The 18,987-nt window shown below is 58.9% G+C and carries 20 protein-coding genes; 14 read left to right on the top strand and 6 right to left on the bottom strand.

The window, feature by feature from the left end:
- Positions 1-21: 21 nt before the first annotated feature.
- A complete protein-coding gene (locus tag V1599_RS12720) occupies positions 22-327 on the bottom strand; it encodes a DUF1161 domain-containing protein (RefSeq protein WP_112009887.1) in 306 nt (101 codons plus the stop codon).
- Between the two features lie 69 nt (positions 328-396).
- Here V1599_RS12720 and V1599_RS12725 point away from each other — a divergent pair, with 69 nt between their 5' ends.
- The 8 genes from V1599_RS12725 to etk all read left to right on the top strand — a co-directional run bounded on the left by V1599_RS12725 (position 397) and on the right by etk (position 9,412).
- Positions 397-1,143, top strand: a complete 747-nt coding sequence (locus V1599_RS12725; RefSeq protein WP_395300167.1) for a YnfC family lipoprotein — start codon at positions 397-399, stop codon at positions 1,141-1,143.
- A gap of 639 nt (positions 1,144-1,782) precedes the next feature.
- The gene (locus tag V1599_RS12730) at positions 1,783-2,043 is read left to right on the top strand and encodes a hypothetical protein (RefSeq protein ID WP_112009888.1); all 261 of its coding nucleotides are present in this window, start codon (positions 1,783-1,785) and stop codon (positions 2,041-2,043) included.
- A gap of 101 nt (positions 2,044-2,144) precedes the next feature.
- Positions 2,145-2,789 carry a YjbF family lipoprotein gene (locus V1599_RS12735; RefSeq protein WP_395300168.1) on the top strand — a complete coding sequence of 215 codons (645 nt, stop codon included), beginning with the start codon at positions 2,145-2,147 and terminating at the stop codon, positions 2,787-2,789.
- Entirely contained in the window at positions 2,786-3,517 is a 732-nt protein-coding gene (locus tag V1599_RS12740) for a capsule biosynthesis GfcC D2 domain-containing protein (RefSeq protein WP_395300169.1), read from the top strand. The genes V1599_RS12735 and V1599_RS12740 overlap by 4 nt, the downstream gene beginning before the upstream one ends.
- On the top strand, positions 3,517-5,610 hold the full coding sequence (locus tag V1599_RS12745; RefSeq protein ID WP_395300170.1) for a YjbH domain-containing protein: 2,094 nt from the start codon (positions 3,517-3,519) through the stop codon (positions 5,608-5,610). Before V1599_RS12740 ends, V1599_RS12745 begins: the two co-directional genes overlap by 1 nt.
- 30 nt (positions 5,611-5,640) lie before the next feature.
- Positions 5,641-6,780: a polysaccharide export protein gene (locus tag V1599_RS12750; RefSeq protein ID WP_112009891.1), complete on the top strand. Its 1,140-nt coding sequence runs from the start codon at positions 5,641-5,643 to the stop codon at positions 6,778-6,780.
- Positions 6,768-7,211: a protein tyrosine phosphatase gene (locus V1599_RS12755; RefSeq protein ID WP_395300171.1), complete on the top strand. Its 444-nt coding sequence runs from the start codon at positions 6,768-6,770 to the stop codon at positions 7,209-7,211. The genes V1599_RS12750 and V1599_RS12755 overlap by 13 nt, the downstream gene beginning before the upstream one ends.
- A 17-nt stretch (positions 7,212-7,228) precedes the next feature.
- Positions 7,229-9,412 carry a tyrosine-protein kinase gene (etk, locus tag V1599_RS12760; RefSeq protein ID WP_395300172.1) on the top strand — a complete coding sequence of 728 codons (2,184 nt, stop codon included), beginning with the start codon at positions 7,229-7,231 and terminating at the stop codon, positions 9,410-9,412.
- Between the two features lie 72 nt (positions 9,413-9,484).
- Here the strand turns inward: etk and speG are convergent, their stop codons facing one another.
- Complete coding sequence (gene speG / locus V1599_RS12765; RefSeq protein WP_112009894.1) at positions 9,485-10,045, bottom strand: spermidine N1-acetyltransferase; 561 nt, start codon at positions 10,043-10,045, stop codon at positions 9,485-9,487.
- 15 nt (positions 10,046-10,060) lie between these two features.
- A complete protein-coding gene (locus V1599_RS12770) occupies positions 10,061-10,399 on the bottom strand; it encodes a DUF1283 family protein (protein WP_395300173.1) in 339 nt (112 codons plus the stop codon).
- A gap of 152 nt (positions 10,400-10,551) precedes the next feature.
- Here V1599_RS12770 and V1599_RS12775 point away from each other — a divergent pair, with 152 nt between their 5' ends.
- The 5 genes from V1599_RS12775 (at position 10,552) to V1599_RS12795 (ending at position 16,375) form a co-directional block, all read left to right on the top strand.
- Positions 10,552-10,878 (top strand): YnfA family protein, encoded by a 327-nt coding sequence (locus V1599_RS12775; RefSeq protein WP_112009896.1) that lies wholly within the window; start codon positions 10,552-10,554, stop codon positions 10,876-10,878.
- Between the two features lie 111 nt (positions 10,879-10,989).
- Positions 10,990-12,204 (top strand): D-mannonate dehydratase ManD, encoded by a 1,215-nt coding sequence (gene manD / locus V1599_RS12780; RefSeq protein ID WP_297122630.1) that lies wholly within the window; start codon positions 10,990-10,992, stop codon positions 12,202-12,204.
- 14 nt (positions 12,205-12,218) lie between these two features.
- Positions 12,219-13,238 carry a Zn-dependent oxidoreductase gene (locus V1599_RS12785; RefSeq protein WP_297122631.1) on the top strand — a complete coding sequence of 340 codons (1,020 nt, stop codon included), beginning with the start codon at positions 12,219-12,221 and terminating at the stop codon, positions 13,236-13,238.
- Positions 13,239-13,311: 73 nt separating this feature from the next.
- Positions 13,312-14,691 carry an MFS transporter gene (locus tag V1599_RS12790; protein WP_395300174.1) on the top strand — a complete coding sequence of 460 codons (1,380 nt, stop codon included), beginning with the start codon at positions 13,312-13,314 and terminating at the stop codon, positions 14,689-14,691.
- 220 nt (positions 14,692-14,911) lie between these two features.
- Positions 14,912-16,375: a mannitol dehydrogenase family protein gene (locus V1599_RS12795; protein WP_395300175.1), complete on the top strand. Its 1,464-nt coding sequence runs from the start codon at positions 14,912-14,914 to the stop codon at positions 16,373-16,375.
- Between the two features lie 43 nt (positions 16,376-16,418).
- Here the strand turns inward: V1599_RS12795 and ydfZ are convergent, their stop codons facing one another.
- Positions 16,419-16,622, bottom strand: a complete 204-nt coding sequence (gene ydfZ / locus V1599_RS12800; protein ID WP_371187262.1) for a putative selenium delivery protein YdfZ — start codon at positions 16,620-16,622, stop codon at positions 16,419-16,421.
- Between the two features lie 288 nt (positions 16,623-16,910).
- On the opposite strand from ydfZ, the gene V1599_RS12805 reads away from it, so the two are divergent.
- On the top strand, positions 16,911-17,342 hold the full coding sequence (locus V1599_RS12805; RefSeq protein WP_371187264.1) for a universal stress protein: 432 nt from the start codon (positions 16,911-16,913) through the stop codon (positions 17,340-17,342).
- A gap of 33 nt (positions 17,343-17,375) precedes the next feature.
- On the opposite strand, the gene V1599_RS12810 is transcribed toward V1599_RS12805, so the two are convergent.
- Together V1599_RS12810 and ydfG are read right to left on the bottom strand one after the other, a co-directional pair.
- A complete protein-coding gene (locus V1599_RS12810; protein ID WP_395300176.1) occupies positions 17,376-18,062 on the bottom strand; it encodes a GntR family transcriptional regulator in 687 nt (228 codons plus the stop codon).
- A gap of 100 nt (positions 18,063-18,162) precedes the next feature.
- On the bottom strand, positions 18,163-18,909 hold the full coding sequence (gene ydfG / locus V1599_RS12815; RefSeq protein ID WP_006175045.1) for a bifunctional NADP-dependent 3-hydroxy acid dehydrogenase/3-hydroxypropionate dehydrogenase YdfG: 747 nt from the start codon (positions 18,907-18,909) through the stop codon (positions 18,163-18,165).
- Positions 18,910-18,987 lie beyond the last annotated feature (78 nt).

The following is an 18,987-nucleotide window of genomic DNA, read 5'->3' on the forward strand; positions in this document are numbered from 1 at the left end:
CAAGGGTATTGATGGGCAATTTTATTGCGGTTCTGCGGGCGCGTTCTCCTGGGTGCCCGCGCCGCCTGCCGTTTCGTTGCCGCCGCCTGTGCGGGTGTACAAAATCTTGAAGGTGTCGTTGGCGCAATGCCCAACAACCTGCGCGTCAGGACGATCCGCCTGATCGTTTGGCACGATGTTGAGGGTAAAGCCAGATTCCGGCACGCCGTTATTGATAATTTTCTGCTGAATATCGCTCTTAACGCGTTCGCAGGAATTCGGGGCGGCCAGAAGGGCCGGTGAAGCGCTCATTAGCAGCAGGGCGGTAATCCAGGGTAACCGTTTCATCTTTAGCTCCTTTTATCTGTGTGTAGATTAATTTTAGCAGGGTTCGTGTAAACATCTGTATTTGCTAATATGATTGGGAATAATCTCCCTGTATCGGTACATGACGTGAAGAAATATGCAGCAATAACGCTTCTGGCAGCGGCGCTGGCAGGCTGTGACAACAGCTCCGCACCGCTGTCGTTTACGCCTGAAATGGCGAGTTTCTCCAATGAGTTTGATTTTGATCCCCTTCGCGGGCCGGTCAAAGACTTTTCCCAGACGCTTATCAACGACAAGGGCGAAGTTTCCAAGCGCGTGACGGGGTCGATGTCCACCGAAGGGTGCTTTGATACCCTCGAGCTTCACGATCTGGAGGCTAATACCGGCGTTGCGCTGGTGCTGGACGCTAACTTCTACGTGGATGCGGAAACCCAGGAGCGAAAGGTGAAGCTTCAGGGCAAATGCCAGCTGGCCGAACTGCCGTCGGCGGGCGTGACGTGGGAGACCGACGACAGCGGTTTTGTGGTCGCCGCGCACGGCAAAGAGATGGAAGTGAAATATCGCTACGACGCGGACGGCTATCCGCTGGGCAAAACGACCGTCTCCGGCGACCAGCACCTGTCCGTCCAGGCCATTCCGTCCAAGGACCTTCGCAAGCGTATGGATTACACCGCCGTAAGCACGCTGAATGAAAAACCGCTGGGGAACGTGACGCAAAGCTGCGATTACGATCGCCATAACAACCCGGTTAGCTGCGATTTGCTGATCGTGGACGACAGCGTTAAACCCGCCGTTGAGCGCAAGTACACCATTAAAAACAGCATTGATTACTATTAATGCCTGCCGTGCAAAAATGGCTCGAGGTGAATAGCGGCACCGCAAAACAGAAAATAGCGCTCAAAGATGAGCGCTATTAATATTATTGAGCCTGACGCCTCCTGGTAATTATCTTTTTATCGATGCGAAATGAACTGCATATAAGCGCAATATTCTACGGGCTTATTTCACTTTAAGCTGGCGAGAATGATTTTCTTTCAGACAGGCGCGTTATTATTGCACCCGTCGTTGGCTTTTAATCAGTGCCTCGCTTATTTCTTTGTTTTATATATTCGCTAATAAATACAGTTGGTTATGTATTGCAGGGTGCTGGACTGTATTTCGGTTTTTTATGCGGTGCCGGGGTTATGGCCTGCGGGGCGCCATGCGTTAAATTAATTCGGCTCGCGTTGTGATAATTCCCGTCAGGTTGTTATTTCATAATGTAGCAATTATCCTAGCCGCCGCTATCGCATACATTATTTCCATCTGCGTTATCAACGTCATGACCTATTTCCGCACGCTGGCTATTTGAGCCAGGGCGCTGGCATGGATGATATTCCGTGCCTTTCAGGGACGGAAGTCAGCCTCGGGCATGTGCCCGGTTAATAAGCCTGAATAATCAGGTTCAATCAGTCATTCATTGAATGAGGAGCATAAATGAAAAAGACGCTTTGTGCAGTTCTGGCTGCGCTGACCCTGGCAGCAGCAGCGCCATCCGCTGTTGCCGCCGGTGAAGCGGCCGCGGGCACCACGGCCGCAACCGCAGGGACCACCGGAGGCGTAGCCGCCGGCGCAGTCGGGGCCGCAACCGTTGCGGGCGTAACTGCCGCCGTTGGCCTCGCGGCGCTGGCCGTCGTTGCGGCTACCGACAGCAGCAACGGTTCGCCAAACACCACCACTACGACCGCCACGCGTTAAGGCGGTCTGCGAAGGGTGATACACCCGTGCCCGTTACCCGGCGCGCAGTTTGCGCCGGGTAATTTACCCCTGATGCATTGGATCATTGAGAAGGACTGACGGTGCGAATACTCATTTTTTCCCTGACGGGGCTGTTTCTGCAAGGGTGTACGCCCAGCCAGCAAAGCATGGTGGAGACCTTCTCGGCTTCGCTGCGCGGCGCGCCGGACGTCACCGTAGCGGATGACGACATACAGTCCCTGCCGTACTCAACGATGTACCTGCGCCTGAACGGCGGCCAGCGCATTTTTGTGGTGCTCGGCTATCGGGAACATGGCCTCGACAAATGGCTGACTCAGGATCGCGCAGTCATCGTGACCCGCAGCGGACGGCTGGTCAAAACCGTAGGCCTGCGCAGCAACCTTCTTGAAGTAACCAACCTTGACGGCGATCCGCTGATGAACGCCGCAAGACTGCACAACGGCGCGCGGTGGCAGCGCGACGTGCGCTGGAGCGAAGAGGGCGAATCGCGTTCCGCCAGGCTGATCTCGACGTTTACCCCCGCAGGCGATGCCGCGCTGACGATTGCCGGCCAGCGCGTGGACACGCACGTCTGGCGGGAAAGCGTGCGTGCGTTCGTGCCGCAGCGCGAATGGCAAAACACCTTCTGGATTGAGAAAACAACCGGGCTGGTTCGTCAGAGCCAGCAGATGATTGGCGCAGGCGTATTGCCCGCAGAAACGATGCTCCTGAAACCTATCCCATGAATATGCGATTCACGCTGCCGATCGGCATTTTACTTTTCGCCACCTGCGCCGGTGCGGCAGAGCAGAACGTGGTAATGCTCTACGGACCGGATGCAGAGCGGCCGATCGCGATAGAGGGCAAGCGGCGCCTCGCCGAGCTCGTGACGTCGCCGGAGGTGAGCGCCAGCGCCTGGTGGCCCGGCGCGATCCTCACAACCGATCGGGCAAACCGGGAGGCCAACGCCCTGCGGCAGCGCGTGTTAGGCGATCTCGCCCGCTGGGAGCTACGGGCAGACGCGCCGCTGGCCGCAACGCTGCGCAGCGTGCGTGAACAGCTGGCCCGCCGCGCGGTGGTTGGCCGTCTGTTTGTGGAACTCGACCCTGACGCCGTGCGTACTCAGCCCGAAGCCAACCTTCGCCTTCAGGGGCAGTACCGGCTTTACCTTACGCCGCGACCTGACGCGGTGACGCTGCTTGGCGCGGTTGATTTACCGGGTCCACAGCCCTGGCGGCCGGGGGCGAGCGTTCGCGACTATCTGAAAGGACGCGCTTTTTTGGCCGGGGCTAACAGCCACAGCGTCACCGTCATCTCGCCGTCCGGGAAGAGTGCCACCGTGCCGATCGCGTTCTGGAACGCGCGCCATCGCGAAGCGGAGCCCGGCAGCCTGATTTGGGTTGGTCTTGCCGAAGACGACCGTGGCCTGAATGCGCAGATTATTCGCCTGCTGGCACAGCGGGAAAACAAATAATGAAAAAACAGATGCTTTTGAGCTGCCTGGCGGCAGCCGTTTCCGGCGCGTGCTATGCGCAAACGGACACCTTCCCGGACCCCGTTGGCCCGTCGCAGTCGGATTTTGGCGGCACCGGCCTGATGCAAATGCCCAACGCCCGCCTTGCGCGTGAAGGGGAGTTCAGCCTCGGCTATCGCGATAACGACCAATATCGCTTTTACTCAGCGTCGGTCGCGCTGTTCCCATGGCTGGAAGGCACCGTTCGCTATACCGACGTCCGCACCCGCCGCTACAGCGGCAACCCGGACTTCAGCGGCGACCAGAGCTACAAGGATAAATCCTTCGATTTCAAGGTTCGGCTGTGGGAAGAATCGACGTGGCTGCCGCAGGCGGCGCTGGGCAAGCGGGATATCGCCGGAACCGGCCTGTTTGACGGCGAGTATCTCGCGGCGAGCAAAATGGCGGGTCCGTTCGATCTGACGGCCGGTATCGCATGGGGATATCCGGGCAACCGCGGCAACGTCAGCAACCCGTTCTGCCAGGTTAGCGATCGATACTGCACCCGCCCCGAACTGCACGATGCGGGCGACGTAAGCTTTAGCGAGATGTTTCGCGGCCCGGCGGCAATTTTCGCAGGCGTGGAATACCAGACGCCGTGGCACCCGCTGCGCCTGAAGCTGGAGTACGACGGCAACGACTATAAGCACGATTTTGCTGGCGTAATTAAGCAGTCCAGCCCCTTTAACGTTGGCATGGTTTACCGCGCCGCCGAGTGGGCGGACCTGATGCTGAGCGTCGAGCGCGGCAACACGCTGACGTTTGGCTTTACGCTTCGCACCAATTTTAACGATCTGCGCCCCGCGCTGCGTGACAGCCCGAAGCCGGAATACCAGCCTGCGCCAGAAACCGCCGGGCTACAGTATACCGCCGTTGCCAGCCAGCTTACGGCGCTGAAATACAGCGCCGGATTTGACGCCCCGGAAATACGCCAGAGCGGCAGCACGCTCCACCTGAGCGGCGAGCAATACCGCTACCGCGATCCGCGCGAGGCCGTCGACCGCGCCAACCGCATTCTGATGAACACCCTTCCGCAGGGGGTTGAGACCCTGAGCGTAACGCAGATGCGCAACCACCTGCCGATGGTGACGACCGAAACGCAGGTCGCCAGCCTGCGCCAGCGGCTTGAGGGATACCCAATCGGGCAGGAAAAGCCGCTGGTGCAGCGGCGCGTCGAGCCGGTGGATTTTTCCGCGTGGGGCCGCGGCTACCGCATCCGGGAGAGTCGCTTCAGTTATTCCCTGTCGCCAACGCTGGCGCAGTCGCTCGGCGGCCCGGAGGATTTCTATATGTTCCAGGTGGGGATGCTGGCAAGCGCCAGCTACTGGCTGACGGACGGCTGGCTTATCGACGGCGGGGTGTTCGCCAATCTCTACAACAACTACGACAAATTTAACTCGTCGCTGCTGCCCGCGGACTCCACGCTGCCGCGGGTAAGAACCCATATCCGCGACTATGTTGCCAACGACGTTTACGTCAGCAATCTGCAAAGCAACGCCATTCGCCGCCTCGGCTCGGGCTTCTACGGCCAGCTTTACGGCGGCTACCTCGAGACGATGTACGGCGGCGTGGGAGGGGAAGTCTTGTACCGCCCGTTGGACGCCAGCTGGGCGCTGGGAGTGGACGTGAACTACGTCAAACAGCGCGACTGGAACAACATGATGCGCTTTACCGATTACGCCGCGCCGACCGGGTTTATCACCGCTTACTGGAACCCGCCGCAGGTCAACTCGGTGCTGATGAAGCTGAGCGTTGGCCAGTATCTGGCGAAAGACAAAGGCGCCACGCTGGATATCGCCCGGCGCTTTGACAGCGGCATCACCGTGGGCGTGTGGGCGGCGAAAAGCAACGTCTCGAAAGAGGATTACGGCGAGGGCGGATTCAGCAAAGGCTTCTATGTCTCCGTGCCGCTGGATCTGATGACCATTTCGCCGAACCGCAACCGGGCCGTAGTCTCCTGGACGCCGCTCACCCGCGACGGGGGGCAAATGCTCAACCGCAAATACCCGCTCTACGGCATGGCCGCTGAACGCGAAACGCCCGTGGGGCAATGACCCTGAACACCTGATAAATGATAGTGAGAAATGAAAAAGCGAACGTTTAAATTTTCCCTGCTGGGCCTGACGCTCGTGACGCTAAGCGGCTGTGCGGTCGTACCGGGCCAGGGGCTGAGCACGCGCGGTAAAGACGTCATTGAGCTGCCGGACAGCAGCGACGACCTCAATAAAATGGTTAACGTTTACCCGCTGACGCCGGGGCTAATCGACAGGCTTCGCCCGCAGCAGGTTACCGCGCGCGCCAATCCGCTGCTGGATGAACAGCTGGCGCAGTATGAGTACCGCATCGGCGTCGGCGACGTGCTGATGGTGACCGTCTGGGATCACCCGGAGCTGACGACCCCCGCAGGCCAGTACCGCAGCGCCAGCGACACTGGCAACTGGGTGAACGCCGACGGGACGATTTTTTACCCGTATATCGGCCGGCTGAAGGTGGCGGGTAAAACGCTGACGCAGGTTCGCGCCGAGATTACCTCGCGTCTGGACAAGGTGATCGAAAGCCCGCAGGTGGACGTCAGCATCGCCGCGTTCCGCTCGCAGAAAACCTACGTGACGGGCGAAGTGGCGAAGTCCGGCCAGCAGCCCATCACCAACATTCCCCTGACGGTGATGGACGCGATTAACGCCGCGGGCGGCCTGACCGCCGACGCCGACTGGCGCAACGTGGTGCTTACCCATCAGGGGCAGGACACCAAAATCTCGCTGTATGCCTTAATGCAGCGCGGCGACCTGACCCAGAACAAGCTGCTGCACCCTGGCGACATTCTTTTCGTTCCGCGCAATGACGATCTGAAGGTCTTTGTGATGGGCGAAGTGGGTCGCCAGAGCACGCTCAAAATGGATCGCAGCGGCATGACGCTGGCGGAAGCGCTGGGCCATGCCGAAGGCGTGAAGCAGGACATGTCCGACGCCAGCGGCGTGTTCGTGATCCGCTCGCTGAAGGGCAAGCAGGGCGGCAAGATTGCCAACGTCTACCAGCTCAACGCGAAAGACGCCTCGGCGATGGTGCTGGGCACGGAGTTCCCGCTTGAGCCTTATGACATCGTGTATGTCACCACCGCGCCGCTGGTGCGCTGGAACCGGGTTATTTCACAGCTGGTGCCAACCATTACCGGCATTCACGACATCACGGAAACCGCGCGGTATATCAACTCATGGCCAAACTAAGCTTCCACTCGATTCTGGTGGTCTGCACCGGAAATATTTGCCGCTCACCGACCGGCGAGCGCCTGCTGCGCCAGATGCTGCCGCACGTGCGGGTTGACTCCGCGGGCACCGCGGGCTTAACCGGGGAACCCGCTGATGCGGTTGCCTGCCAGATTGCGGCGAAAAACGGCGTCTCTCTGGAGGGCCACGTTGCCCGCAAAACCACCTCTGCGATGCTGCGCGAGTATGACCTGATTCTGGTGATGGAGGCCGGGCACATTGCTCAGGTGACGTCCATGGCGCCGGAAGTGCGCGGCAAGACGCTGTTCTTCGGACAATGGCTTAAGGAAAAAGAGATCCCCGATCCTTACCGGAAAAGCCACGAGGCGTTCGAACACGTATACGGCCTGATGCATCGGGCCAGTCAGGAATGGGCGAAAAGGCTCAGCTAATCCACGGAAGCAGTTTTATGTCGACCAAAAACCTTAGCGCGCCGCAGGGCGCTGCCGCAGCGCAGAACGAGATCGATCTTGGGCGTCTGCTTGGCGAACTTCTCGATCACGTGAAGCCGATCGTCGGTATTACCACGCTTTTTACCGCCGTCGCGGTAACCTATGCCCTGTTCTCCACGCCCGTTTACCAGGCGGACGCCATGATTCAGGTAGAGCAAAAGCAGGGCAACGCGCTGCTCAGCAGCCTGAGCCAGATGATGCCGAACGCCTCGCCGGAGGCGGCGCCTGAAATGCAGCTGCTGCAGTCCAGGATGATCCTCGGTAAAACCATTGACGATCTCAGCCTGCGCAACGTGGTTCAGCAAAAATACTTCCCGGTATTCGGCCGCGGCTGGGCGCGCTTAACCGGCGAGCGGCCGGGCGAGCTGGCAATAAGCTGGATGAACATTCCTCGCCTTTACGGCCAGCCGCAAACCCTGACGCTGACCGTCGAAGAGGAAGGGCGTTATCGCCTGGAAGGGGAAAACGTCAGCGCGAACGGCACGCTGGGCCAGCTGCTGGATGTGAACGGTATATCGCTGAAAATTTCGGATATCCAGGCAAGGCCGGGCACGCAGTTTACGCTTAGCCAGCAGTCGGAGCTGGAAGCGATCAACAATTTGCAGCTCAACTTCACCGTCAGCGAACGCAGCAAGGACAGCGGCATGCTGGGGCTGACCATGACCGGTGAGGACCCGCAGCTGATCGCCCGGGTGCTTAACAGCATTGCGGATAACTACCTGCAGCAAAATATTGCCCGCCAGGCCGCGCAGGATTCTCGCAGCCTGGAGTTCCTGCAACGCCAGCTGCCGAAGGTGCGCGGCGATCTAGACGAGGCCGAAGACAAGCTCAACAGCTATCGCCAGGCGCGTGATTCGGTTGACCTCAATCTGGAAGCCAAATCGGTGCTGGAGCAGATTGTGAACACCGACAATCAGCTGAACGAGCTGACCTTCCGCGAAGCCGAAATTTCACAGCTGTATAAGAAAGATCACCCGACCTACAAGGCGCTGATGGATAAGCGCCAAACGCTGGAACAGGAAAAAAAGCGCCTTAACAAGCGCGTTTCCGCGATGCCCGAAACCCAGCAGGAGGTGCTGCGCCTGAGCCGCGACGTGGAGTCCGGACGCGCGGTCTATCTACAGCTGCTCAACCGCCAGCAGGAGCTGAGCATTGCGCAGTCGAGCGCGATCGGTAACGTGCGCATCATCGATCCCGCGGTGGCGCAGCCGCAGCCGATCAGGCCGAAGAAGGCGCTGATCGTGGTGCTGGGGCTGATCCTTGGCCTGTTTGTTTCCGTTGGCCTGGTGCTGGCGCGCGCGATGCTGCGCCGGGGCATTGAATCCCCGGAACAGCTCGAGGAGCAGGGGATAAGCGTGTATGCCACCGTGCCCGTGTCCGAATGGCTGGAGAAAAAAACGCGGCTGCGCAGCAAGAATATCTTCTCCACCACCTTCCGCCACCGCACCAAAAACGTGCCGTTCCTCGCGGTGGATAACCCGATCGATCTGGCGGTCGAGGCGGTTCGCGGCCTGCGCACCAGCCTGCACTTCGCGATGATGGAGTCGTCGAATAATCTGCTGATGATTTCCGGCGCGACCCCGGACAGCGGGAAGACCTTCGTTAGCAGTTCGCTGGCGGCGATCGTGGCGCAGTCCGGGCAGAAGGTGCTGTTCATCGATGCGGACATGCGCCGCGGCTACTCGCACGAGCTGTTTTCACTGGAAAACAGCACCGGGCTGTCGGACGTGCTGGCGGGTACCGCCGAGGCTGAACGGGCGATTCGCTCCTTCGATAAGGGCGGATTTGACGTACTAACCCGCGGGCAGGTGCCGCCAAACCCGGCGGAGCTGCTGATGCACGCGCGTTTTAGCGCGCTGATGACGTGGGCCAGCGAGCGCTACGACATGGTGATTATCGATACCCCGCCGATTCTGGCAGTGACCGACGCCGCGGTGATTGGCCGCATCGCCGGCACCAGCCTGGTCGTTGCGCGATTTGGCATGAACAGCGTGAAGGAGATGACCGTCTGCGTGCAGCGCCTGGAGCAGGGCGGCGTGAACATCAAGGGCGCGATCCTCAACGGGGTAGTCAAACGCGCCAGCAGCCAGTACGGCTACGGCTATCACCACTACGGCTACAGTTACGCGGAAAAAGAGTGACCCACGCCCAGGCGCTGAACGCCGTCCTGGTGCTGTAGTCGGGAAATAGCGAGAGAGGAAAAACCGCGCAGCTTACTGCGCGGTAGGTTTCAGCAGGGTAGAGCCGGCAGGCTTGTGTTCGGCCAGGTGCTGGTGCTGGAAAATGCACATGCGGATAGTGTTGCGGTACTCGCCGTTGATAAAGAACTCGTGAATCAGCTCGCCTTCAACCTGGAAGCCCAGCTTGCGGTAAATGTGGATCGCTTTTTCATTCTCTTTATCAACGATGAGATAGAGCTTGTACAGGTTCAGGACGTTGAACCCGTAGTCCATCGCCAGGCGCGCCGCCCGGGAGGCGAGGCCCTTTCCCTGATACTCCGGGGAAATGATGATCTGAAACTCTGCCCGGCGGTGAACGTGGTTAATCTCAACCAGCTCCACCAGACCGGCTTTCTCTCCGTTACACTCCACCACGAAGCGGCGCTCGCTCTGATCGTGGATGTGTTTGTCGTAAAGATCCGACAGCTCGACGAACGCCTCGTAAGGCTCTTCGAACCAGTAGCGCATCACGCTGGCATTGTTGTCGAGCTGGTGGACGAAGCGCAGGTCCTCGCGCTCCAGCGGACGAAGCTTAACGTCAACTTTGGCGGTCATTTTCACTCCGTGAAATTAAGGGGCAACCGTGCGGCCGGTGCGGCGATCGAGGCAGCGCAGGGTGTTTGGCTCCCAGTAGGCGTTCACGTTCGCGCTCTGCTGGCACTTGTCGCGCGCGTCGAAGGCCACATCCTCTTTGTCCCACTCTTTTTCCGCGCGTTTGTTCACCTTATGGCGAAGATTGCGGGTGTCATTCCACTGTTCTTTGTCCATGGCGGCGTTTTGACGGCTCTGCGCGCTGTCGCCCGACTCAATGATCAGCTTGCTGGTTTCGGCAGATGCCGCGTTGGCGAAGGCGAACGATGACAGCGCCAGCAGGGCGGTCAGACAAAGGCGTTTGCGTATAGTACTCATAACGTGATCCTTAAAAATGGTGCAGACGAGCAGTATAACCCGTTCGAATTTTATACCAAACCGAAATGGCACGATATCCACCCGGCGGATATGGAATATATCGTGTCATTATCGGGTATGATGGTTAAATCAATCCTCACGAAACGCTAAAAATGATCAAAACGACGTTGCTTTTTTTCGCCACCGCGCTGTGTGAAATCATCGGCTGTTTCTTACCCTGGCTTTGGCTGAAAAAGAACGGGTCTGTTTTGCTGCTCATTCCGGCGGGTATTGCGCTGGCGCTCTTCGTCTGGCTGCTGACGCTACACCCGGCGGCCAGCGGGCGGGTTTATGCTGCCTACGGCGGGGTTTACGTATGTACGGCGCTGCTGTGGCTGCGCGTAGTGGACGGCGTCAGGCTGAGCCTGTTCGACTGGGCGGGCGCGCTGATCGCGCTGTGCGGTATGCTGATCGTCGTGGCAGGCTGGGGGCGCGCATAAGCGCCACTGATTTTGTGACCGCTCGCTGATTTTATGATCATTATACTTGTATGGTAGTAGTGTAGTTGCGTAAATTTCCTGCATCACAACACCAGATGTAAGGAATCACCTATGAAGATTGTCGGGGCCGAAGTCTTTGTCACCTGCCCGGGGCGTAATTTTGTCACCCTTAAAATCACCACCGACGAGGGGATCGTCGGCCTTGGCGATGCCACGCTGAACGGGCGCGAGCTGTCCGTTGCCTCTTACCTGAAGGATCACCTTTGCCCGCAGCTGATTGGCCGCGACGCGCATCGCATCGAAGATATCTGGCAGTTCTTTTATAAAGGGGCGTACTGGCGCCGCGGCCCGGTCACCATGTCGGCGATTTCCGCCGTGGACATGGCGCTGTGGGATATCAAGGCCAAAGCGGCCAACATGCCCCTTTACCAGCTGCTGGGCGGTGCGTCCCGCGAAGGGGTGATGGTCTATTGCCATACCACCGGGCATACCATTGACGACGTGCTTGAGGATTACGCCCGCCATAAGGAGATGGGCTTCAAGGCGATCCGCGTGCAGTGCGGCGTGCCGGGAATGAAAACCACCTACGGCATGTCTAAGGGAAAAGGGCTGGCGTACGAGCCTGCGACCAAGGGCGACTGGCCGGAAGAGCAGCTCTGGTCCACCGAAAAATATCTCGACTTCACGCCGAAGCTGTTCGACGCGGTGCGCAGCAAGTTTGGCTTCAACGAGCACCTGCTGCACGACATGCATCACCGCCTGACGCCTATCGAAGCGGCGCGCTTTGGTAAAAGCATCGAGGAGTTCCGCATGTTCTGGATGGAGGATCCAACGCCTGCGGAAAACCAGGAGTGCTTCCGCCTGATTCGCCAGCACACCGTTACGCCGATTGCCGTGGGCGAAGTGTTTAACAGCATCTGGGACTGCAAGCAGCTGATTGAAGAGCAGCTGATCGACTATATCCGCGCCACCATTACCCATGCGGGCGGGATCACCGGAATGCGCCGCATCGCCGATTTTGCGTCACTTTATCAGGTGCGCACCGGCTCGCACGGGCCGTCGGACCTGTCGCCAATTTGCCACGCCGCCGCGCTGCATTTCGACCTGTGGGTGCCGAACTTCGGCGTGCAGGAGTACATGGGCTACTCCGAACAGATGCTGGAGGTCTTCCCGCACAGCTGGCGCTTTGACAACGGCTACATGCATCCGGGCGACAGGCCGGGGCTGGGCATTGAGTTTGACGAAAAGCTGGCGGCGAAATACCCGTACGATCCGGCCTATCTTCCGGTCGCCCGTCTTGAAGACGGCACGCTGTGGAACTGGTAAACGAGGAGCAACCGATGAAAAGCGTAGTCATTCAACAGCCGAACGAGCTGGTCATTGAAGAACGCCCGATCCCCGTGCCGTCTGCGGGCGAGGTCCGCGTCAACATTAAGCTTGCCGGCATCTGCGGTTCAGACAGCCATATCTACCGCGGGCATAACCCGTTTGCCAAATATCCGCGCGTGATTGGCCACGAGTTCTTCGGCATCGTCGACGCGGTGGGTGAAGGCGTTGATGAAGCCCGCCTGGGCCAGCGGGTCTCCGTAGACCCGGTGATCAGCTGCGGCCACTGCTACCCGTGCTCCGTCGGTAAGCCGAACGTCTGCACGTCGCTGGTGGTGCTGGGCGTCCATCGCGACGGTGGCTTCAGCGAATACGCCGTCGTCCCCGCGAAGAATGCGTGGCACATTCCTGACGCCATCCCTGACAAACACGCCGTGATGGTTGAGCCGTTCACCATTGCCGCTAACGTCACGGGCCAGGCAAAGCCGACGGAGCAGGACGTCGCGCTAGTCTACGGCGCGGGTCCGATGGGGCTGGTCACCGTGCAGGCGCTGAAGGGCGTGTATAAGGTGAAGCAGGTCATCGTGGTCGACCGCATCGACGAGCGGCTGGCGATGGCCCAGCGCAGCGGGGCGGACGTGGTGTTCAACAACGGCGAGGCTGCCGTCGCTGCGATGCTCGAAGAAAAAGGCATCAGGCCGACGCTGATCGTCGACGCCGCCTGCCATCCGTCCATCCTTCAGGAGGCGATTACGCTGGCCTCTCCGGCGGCGCGCATCGTGCTGATGGGGTTCTCCAGCAGCCCGAGCGAGATTGTCCAGCAGGGGATCACCGGCAAAGAGCTGTCGATCTTCTCCTCGCGCCTGAACGCCAACAAATTCCCGGTCGTGATCGACTGGCTGGAAAAGGGGCTTATCGATCCGGAAAAACTGGTTACCCACACGTTTGACTACCACCACGTTACGGATGCAATCGAACTGTTTGAAAAAGACCAGCGGCAGTGCTGCAAAGTCTTGCTCACGTTCGACCAATAATAATTCACGCGGTTAGGGGCCCGCACGAGCGGGCTTCGAGTGGTACGCATCTTACCTTTTAGAGATAGCCATTATGACTCAAGCACAACCTCAAAGAACGACTTCAGATCTGGTGAAAGCCGCCGTGTCCGGCTGGCTCGGCACGGCCCTGGAGTTTATGGACTTCCAGCTCTATTCGCTGGGCGCGGCGCTGGTGTTCCACGAAATCTTCTTCCCGGAGCAGTCGGCGGCGATGGCGCTGATCCTGGCGATGGGCACCTACGGCGCGGGCTATATTGCGCGCATCGTGGGCGCGTTTATCTTTGGCCGAATGGGCGACAGCATCGGACGTAAAAAAGTGCTGTTTATTACCATCACCATGATGGGGATCTGTACCACGCTTATCGGCGTGCTGCCGACCTACGCGCAGATCGGTATTTTTGCGCCGGTGCTGCTGGTGACGCTGCGCATCATTCAGGGGCTGGGGGCCGGGGCGGAAATTTCCGGCGCGGGCACGATGCTTGCCGAGTATGCGCCGAAAGGGAAGCGCGGCATTATCTCCTCGCTGGTGGCAATGGGCACCAACTGCGGCACGCTGAGCGCCACGGCTATCTGGGCGGTGATGTTCTTTGCGCTCGATCGTGAAGAGCTGGTCGCCTGGGGCTGGCGCGTGCCGTTCCTCGCAAGCGTGGTGGTGATGATTTTCGCCATCTGGCTGCGAATGAACCTCAAGGAAAGCCCGGTATTTGAGAAGGTGAGCGAAGGCGAAACCGCCGCGCCCGCTGCGGGGCAGGAGGCTTCCCTGGGCGCAATGTTTAAGAGCAAATCCTTCTGGCTGGCAACCGGCCTTCGCTTCGGCCAGGCGGGCAACTCCGGCCTGATCCAGACCTTCCTCGCGGGCTATCTGGTACAGACGCTGCTGTTCGATAAGGCCATACCAACCGATGCGCTGATGATCAGCTCCATTCTCGGGTTTATCACCATTCCGCTGCTGGGCTGGCTGTCTGACAAGATCGGGCGTCGGGTGCCGTACATTATCGTCAACGTTTCGGCCATCATTCTGGCGTACCCGATGCTGTCGATCATCGTTGATAAAAGCTACGCGCCGGGCGTGATTATGCTCTCGATCATCGTTATCCATAACGTCGCGGTGCTGGGGCTGTTCGCGCTGGAAAACATCACGATGGCGGAAATGTTTGGCTCGCGTAACCGCTTTACCCGCATGGCGATCTCAAAAGAGGCCGGTGGGCTGGTGGCGGTCGGGTTTGGTCCGGTGCTGGCGGGGATTTTCTGCAACATGACCGGTTCCTGGTGGCCGATCGTTGCCATGCTGGTCGCCTACTCCGTTATTGGCCTGATTTCCGCCATTTTGATGCCGGAAGTGCGCGACCGCGACCTGAGCGAGGTGGAAGATGCCGCCGAGGTTCAGCATAACGGCTCCGTTGCCTACGGCGCGCTTTCCACCCGGCGTTGATGGTTTATATCTTGCTAAACATGTCGCATAACTTGTGTTTGATGTCACACCACATGGACAAAAGTTAATATAAATCAATATCTGAAAACGATGCATCGGTATGGTTAATGGCAGAACGTTTTACCTCAACTGCCATTCTAGTTGATGTAGTCAGCAGGCGCTGCCGCGCCATTCTCGGCGCGGCAGCGGATCTCCGCTTCACTATTTATGAGTCACCATCATGGAAAATCGGTTATTACAGGCGAAGGCGACGCTGCCTCAGTACGATCGCAACGGCCTTGAAACACGCATTGTGCATTTGGGTTTCGGCGCGTTCCACCGCGCGCACCAGGCGGTGTATGCCGACATTCTTGCGGCCGAGCACGCCAGCGACTGGGGATATTGCGAAGTTAACCTGATTGGCGGCGAGCAGCAGATTGCCGATCTCAAGGCGCAGGATAATCTCTACACCGTGGCGGAAATGTCCGCCGACGCGTGGACGTCCCGCGTGGTGGGCGTAGTGAAAAAGGCGCTTCATGCGCAGGTCGACGGGCTGGAAAGCGTGCTGGCGGCGATGTGCGAGCCGCAGGTGGCGATCGTCTCCCTGACGATCACCGAAAAGGGCTACTGCCACTCTCCGGCGACCGGGAAGCTGATGCTCGATCACCCCTTGATTGCGGCCGACCTGCAAAACCCGCACCAGCCTAAATCCGCGCCGGGCGTGGTGGTTGAGGCGCTGGCGCGGCGCAGGGCCGCCGGGCTTCCGGCGTTCAGCGTGATGTCCTGCGACAACATGCCGGAAAACGGCCACGTCATGCGCAACGTCACCTGCGCCTACGCCCGCGCGCTGGACGCCGAGCTGGCGGACTGGATTGAGGCGAACGTCACCTTCCCGTCGACGATGGTGGACCGCATCGTTCCGGCGGTCACTCCCGAGACGCTGGATAAAATCGCGCAGCTCACGGGCGTGCGCGACCCGGCAGGCGTGTCGTGCGAGCCTTTCCGCCAGTGGGTGATTGAGGATAATTTCGTTGCGGGCCGTCCGCAGTGGGAAAAAGCCGGCGCCGAGCTGGTTGCCGACGTGATCCCGTTTGAAGAGATGAAGCTGCGCATGCTGAACGGCAGCCACTCGTTCCTCGCGTATCTTGGCTACCTGGCGGGATATGCGCACATTAACGACTGCATGGAAGACGAACATTACCGCGCTGCCGCGCGCGCGCTTATGTTGAAAGAGCAGGCGCCGACGCTGAAGGTGAAGGGCGTTGATTTAGCACACTATGCGGATCTGCTGATCGCTCGCTACAGCAACCCGGCGCTGCGCCACCGCACCTGGCAAATTGCGATGGACGGCAGCCAGAAGCTTCCGCAGCGCATGCTGGACTCCGTGCGCTGGCACCTTGTGCATCAGAAAAGCTTCCCGCTGCTGGCGCTGGGCGTGGCGGGCTGGATGCGCTACGTCGGCGGCGTGGACGAGCAGGGCAACGCCATTGAGGTGAGCGATCCGCAGCTGGCGGCAATTCAGGCGGCGGTAAACGGCAGCGCAGAAGGCGAAAGCCGCGTCAACGCGCTGCTGGGCCTTGAGGCTATCTTCGGCAGAGAACTTCCGCAGGAGGCGACGTTTGTCGATGCGGTATTGAAAGCGTATCGGATGCTGCTTGAGAATGGGGCGAAAGCCACGGTGGCGCACTACGCCGCGCAGGTTTAATGCTACACATGCCGCCGTTCGCGGCGGCATGTCTTCTCGCCGGTTAGTGCATTCCCAGGCGAATCAGCTCAATCGGCTCAAATTTTCCTTCACAACCTTCGACTTCCACCGTTTTACCGCGACGCACCTGCGCGGCGTCCAGCCCGGTGCTGTGGATCGCCTTAATAATGCCCGTGCGGCCCGTGCCGTTGATCATTACGCGGCTGCCGGTGGTAATTGCATTTCGGTTACGGTCGTATGTCATCATGATCATTTCTCCTCTCTAACGTATTCGCTGCGGCGCTATTTTGGGCTACGCCGTTCACGGCCACTATAAATACGCCTCTCTTCGGTGAATGTTTTTGTTTTTGATCAAACTCACACTTTTTTCTTTATTTCGGTCGGCGTTGACGCTTCGGGACGGCTATTTACAAAACGGACAAATGTTTTCATGAACTGATAGTTTACCCACGTTATCGTTGAGGGTTTGTTTATATTGCGAGTGGCACTCTGGTAACAGGAAATACCCCTTTCATCTGAATAAGGAGTCAGGCTTATGTACAAAAAGATTTTGATGCCTGTTGATGTGTTTGAAATGGACTTGAGCGATAAAGCGGTTCGCCACGCGGCCAACCTGGCCAAAGTGGAAGGCGCGTCAATTACGCTGGTAAACATTCTGCCCGCCAGCAGCCGCTCTTTGCTGCGCGGCTTTAACGCCGATATTAAGAAGTTTGAAGCGTATATGATTGCCGAGTCAGAGAAAAAGATGACGGCGCTAAAAAGGCTATTTGATATTGCGCCGGAGGATATTCACTGCCTGGTACGCTTCGGCAGTGTGCGGGATGAAATTATCGCCCTGAGCAAAGAAGGGGAATATGACGTCATCGTCATTGGTTCGAAAAACCCAAGCATCACAACGCACCTGCTGGGCTCGAATGCCGAATCTATTCTGCGCTATGCAAGTATTCCGGTTCTGGTTGTCCGCTAATAATAACACCGCATCCGAAGGGATGCGGTGTTATTAATCCTCGCTGAACCACTCGCTATTTTCCTGACGAATAAGCTGCACGGACTCGCTTATTTCCTGCAGGTGCAGCGTCATCGCGTTTTCTACCGCATCGGTATCGCGCTTTTCCAGCGCGCTGAAAATATCATGGTGCTGTCGGAGCAGCATTTCCGGCGGAGAAACGTGATCGAGGCTCATATAGCGCACCCGGTCGATAGTGGCTTTAATATTCTCAACGGTGTCCCACGCCAGCTGGCAGTCCGCGATCTGCGCCAGCTTCTGGTGAAACTCATCGTCGAGCTGGAAGAAGTCGTTTAGCTGCTTGCGCTCTATCGCCACGCGCTGCTGATGCAGGTTTTGCTCCAGCAGATAGCACTGGTTGTCGTCGATCATCGCGGCGGCGCGGCGAACCACCGCGCACTCGATGGCCTGACGCACGAAGCAGCCGTTTCGTACCTGAGAAAGCGAAATCTTATTCACGTAGCTGCCGCGCTGCGGGCGGATCTGAATCAGGCCGTTTTCCGCAAGCTTAATAAACGCCTCGCGCACGGGCTGGCGGGAAACGTCAAACCGAACCGACACCTCTTTTTCCGAGAGCGGCGTGCCCGGCGGGATCAGGCAGTGAACGATATCACGGCGCAAAATGCGGTAGATCTGCTGATTAACGGGCTGGGTAGGATTGAGTTGCGATTCGGCGGCCATGGATATGATTTCTCAGAGAGTTAACCTGAACATACTACCATTCTTTTAACAGTCGTCCCATACCCGGCGCGGGGCCGGGAAGGGCAGTGATGCGCCGCAACTAGCCGCGATGGACGCTTAATCCCGCAAAGCTCTGGCTGACGGGCATCATTTCGACGGTGTTGATGTTGACGTGTTTTGGCAGCGTCGCCACCCACCATACCGTTTCGGTGACGTCTTCCGGGGTCAGGGCGTTGGCGTTTTCGTACGTCTTGCCCGCCTTCGCGTCGTCGCCTTTGAAGCGCACGTTTGAGAACTCGGTGCCACCCACCAGGCCCGGCTCAACGTCGGTCACGCGGATCGCGGTGCCGTGCAGGTCGGTGCGCAGGTTCAGGCTGAACTGGCGAACGAAGGCTTTGGTGGCGCCGTAGACGTTGCCGCCCGCATAGGGCCAACTGCCCGCCGTGGAGCCGATGTTGATGATGTGGCCGCTGTTACGCTCTACCATGCCGGGCAGCACGGCGCGGGTCATGTACACCAGGCCTTTGTTGTTGGTGTCGATCATGTTTTCCCAGTCTTCGACGCTGGCCTTGTGGGCGGGCTCCATGCCCAGCGCCAGACCGGCGTTATTGACCAGCACGTCAATTGCGCGCCATTCTGCAGGCAGGTTGGCAATCATCTCTTCAATGGCGGCGCGGTTGCGCACGTCCAGCTGTGCGGTCAGGATGCTGTCGCCGAGCTCATCCTTCAGCTCCTGCAGACGTTCCTGACGGCGGCCCGTCGCAATCACCTTATGTCCGTTAGCGACGAAGCGACGCGTGATGCATTCGCCAAAACCCGCCGTAGCCCCGGTTACTAAAATAATCATCTCACTGTTCCTCAACGCTTTTTGTGTAGTACTACCATAGCACGCCACCGGGCGCGGCGTTAAGGTCGCATTTGTATG

The organism is Enterobacter sp. ECC-175 (assembly GCF_043968675.1).
Classification (GTDB): Bacteria; Pseudomonadota; Gammaproteobacteria; order Enterobacterales; family Enterobacteriaceae; genus Enterobacter.

What these genes read in the sequence shown, in the direction of transcription:
- V1599_RS12785 (WP_297122631.1), top strand. Translation starts at nt 12,219, where the DNA reads ATGAAAAGCGTAGTCATTCAACAGCCGAACGAGCTGGTCATTGAAGAA.
- speG (WP_112009894.1), bottom strand. Translation starts at nt 10,045, where the DNA reads ATGACCGCCAAAGTTGACGTTAAGCTTCGTCCGCTGGAGCGCGAGGAC.
- V1599_RS12750 (WP_112009891.1), top strand. Translation starts at nt 5,641, where the DNA reads ATGAAAAAGCGAACGTTTAAATTTTCCCTGCTGGGCCTGACGCTCGTG.
- V1599_RS12775 (WP_112009896.1), top strand. Translation starts at nt 10,552, where the DNA reads ATGATCAAAACGACGTTGCTTTTTTTCGCCACCGCGCTGTGTGAAATC.
- manD (WP_297122630.1), top strand. Translation starts at nt 10,990, where the DNA reads ATGAAGATTGTCGGGGCCGAAGTCTTTGTCACCTGCCCGGGGCGTAAT.
- etk (WP_395300172.1), top strand. Translation starts at nt 7,229, where the DNA reads ATGTCGACCAAAAACCTTAGCGCGCCGCAGGGCGCTGCCGCAGCGCAG.
- V1599_RS12790 (WP_395300174.1), top strand. Translation starts at nt 13,312, where the DNA reads ATGACTCAAGCACAACCTCAAAGAACGACTTCAGATCTGGTGAAAGCC.
- V1599_RS12795 (WP_395300175.1), top strand. Translation starts at nt 14,912, where the DNA reads ATGGAAAATCGGTTATTACAGGCGAAGGCGACGCTGCCTCAGTACGAT.
- V1599_RS12805 (WP_371187264.1), top strand. Translation starts at nt 16,911, where the DNA reads ATGTACAAAAAGATTTTGATGCCTGTTGATGTGTTTGAAATGGACTTG.
- V1599_RS12745 (WP_395300170.1), top strand. Translation starts at nt 3,517, where the DNA reads ATGAAAAAACAGATGCTTTTGAGCTGCCTGGCGGCAGCCGTTTCCGGC.
- ydfG (WP_006175045.1), bottom strand. Translation starts at nt 18,909, where the DNA reads ATGATTATTTTAGTAACCGGGGCTACGGCGGGTTTTGGCGAATGCATC.
- V1599_RS12730 (WP_112009888.1), top strand. Translation starts at nt 1,783, where the DNA reads ATGAAAAAGACGCTTTGTGCAGTTCTGGCTGCGCTGACCCTGGCAGCA.
- V1599_RS12720 (WP_112009887.1), bottom strand. Translation starts at nt 327, where the DNA reads ATGAAACGGTTACCCTGGATTACCGCCCTGCTGCTAATGAGCGCTTCA.
- V1599_RS12770 (WP_395300173.1), bottom strand. Translation starts at nt 10,399, where the DNA reads ATGAGTACTATACGCAAACGCCTTTGTCTGACCGCCCTGCTGGCGCTG.
- V1599_RS12810 (WP_395300176.1), bottom strand. Translation starts at nt 18,062, where the DNA reads ATGGCCGCCGAATCGCAACTCAATCCTACCCAGCCCGTTAATCAGCAG.
- V1599_RS12725 (WP_395300167.1), top strand. Translation starts at nt 397, where the DNA reads ATGATTGGGAATAATCTCCCTGTATCGGTACATGACGTGAAGAAATAT.
- V1599_RS12740 (WP_395300169.1), top strand. Translation starts at nt 2,786, where the DNA reads ATGAATATGCGATTCACGCTGCCGATCGGCATTTTACTTTTCGCCACC.
- ydfZ (WP_371187262.1), bottom strand. Translation starts at nt 16,622, where the DNA reads ATGATGACATACGACCGTAACCGAAATGCAATTACCACCGGCAGCCGC.
- V1599_RS12755 (WP_395300171.1), top strand. Translation starts at nt 6,768, where the DNA reads ATGGCCAAACTAAGCTTCCACTCGATTCTGGTGGTCTGCACCGGAAAT.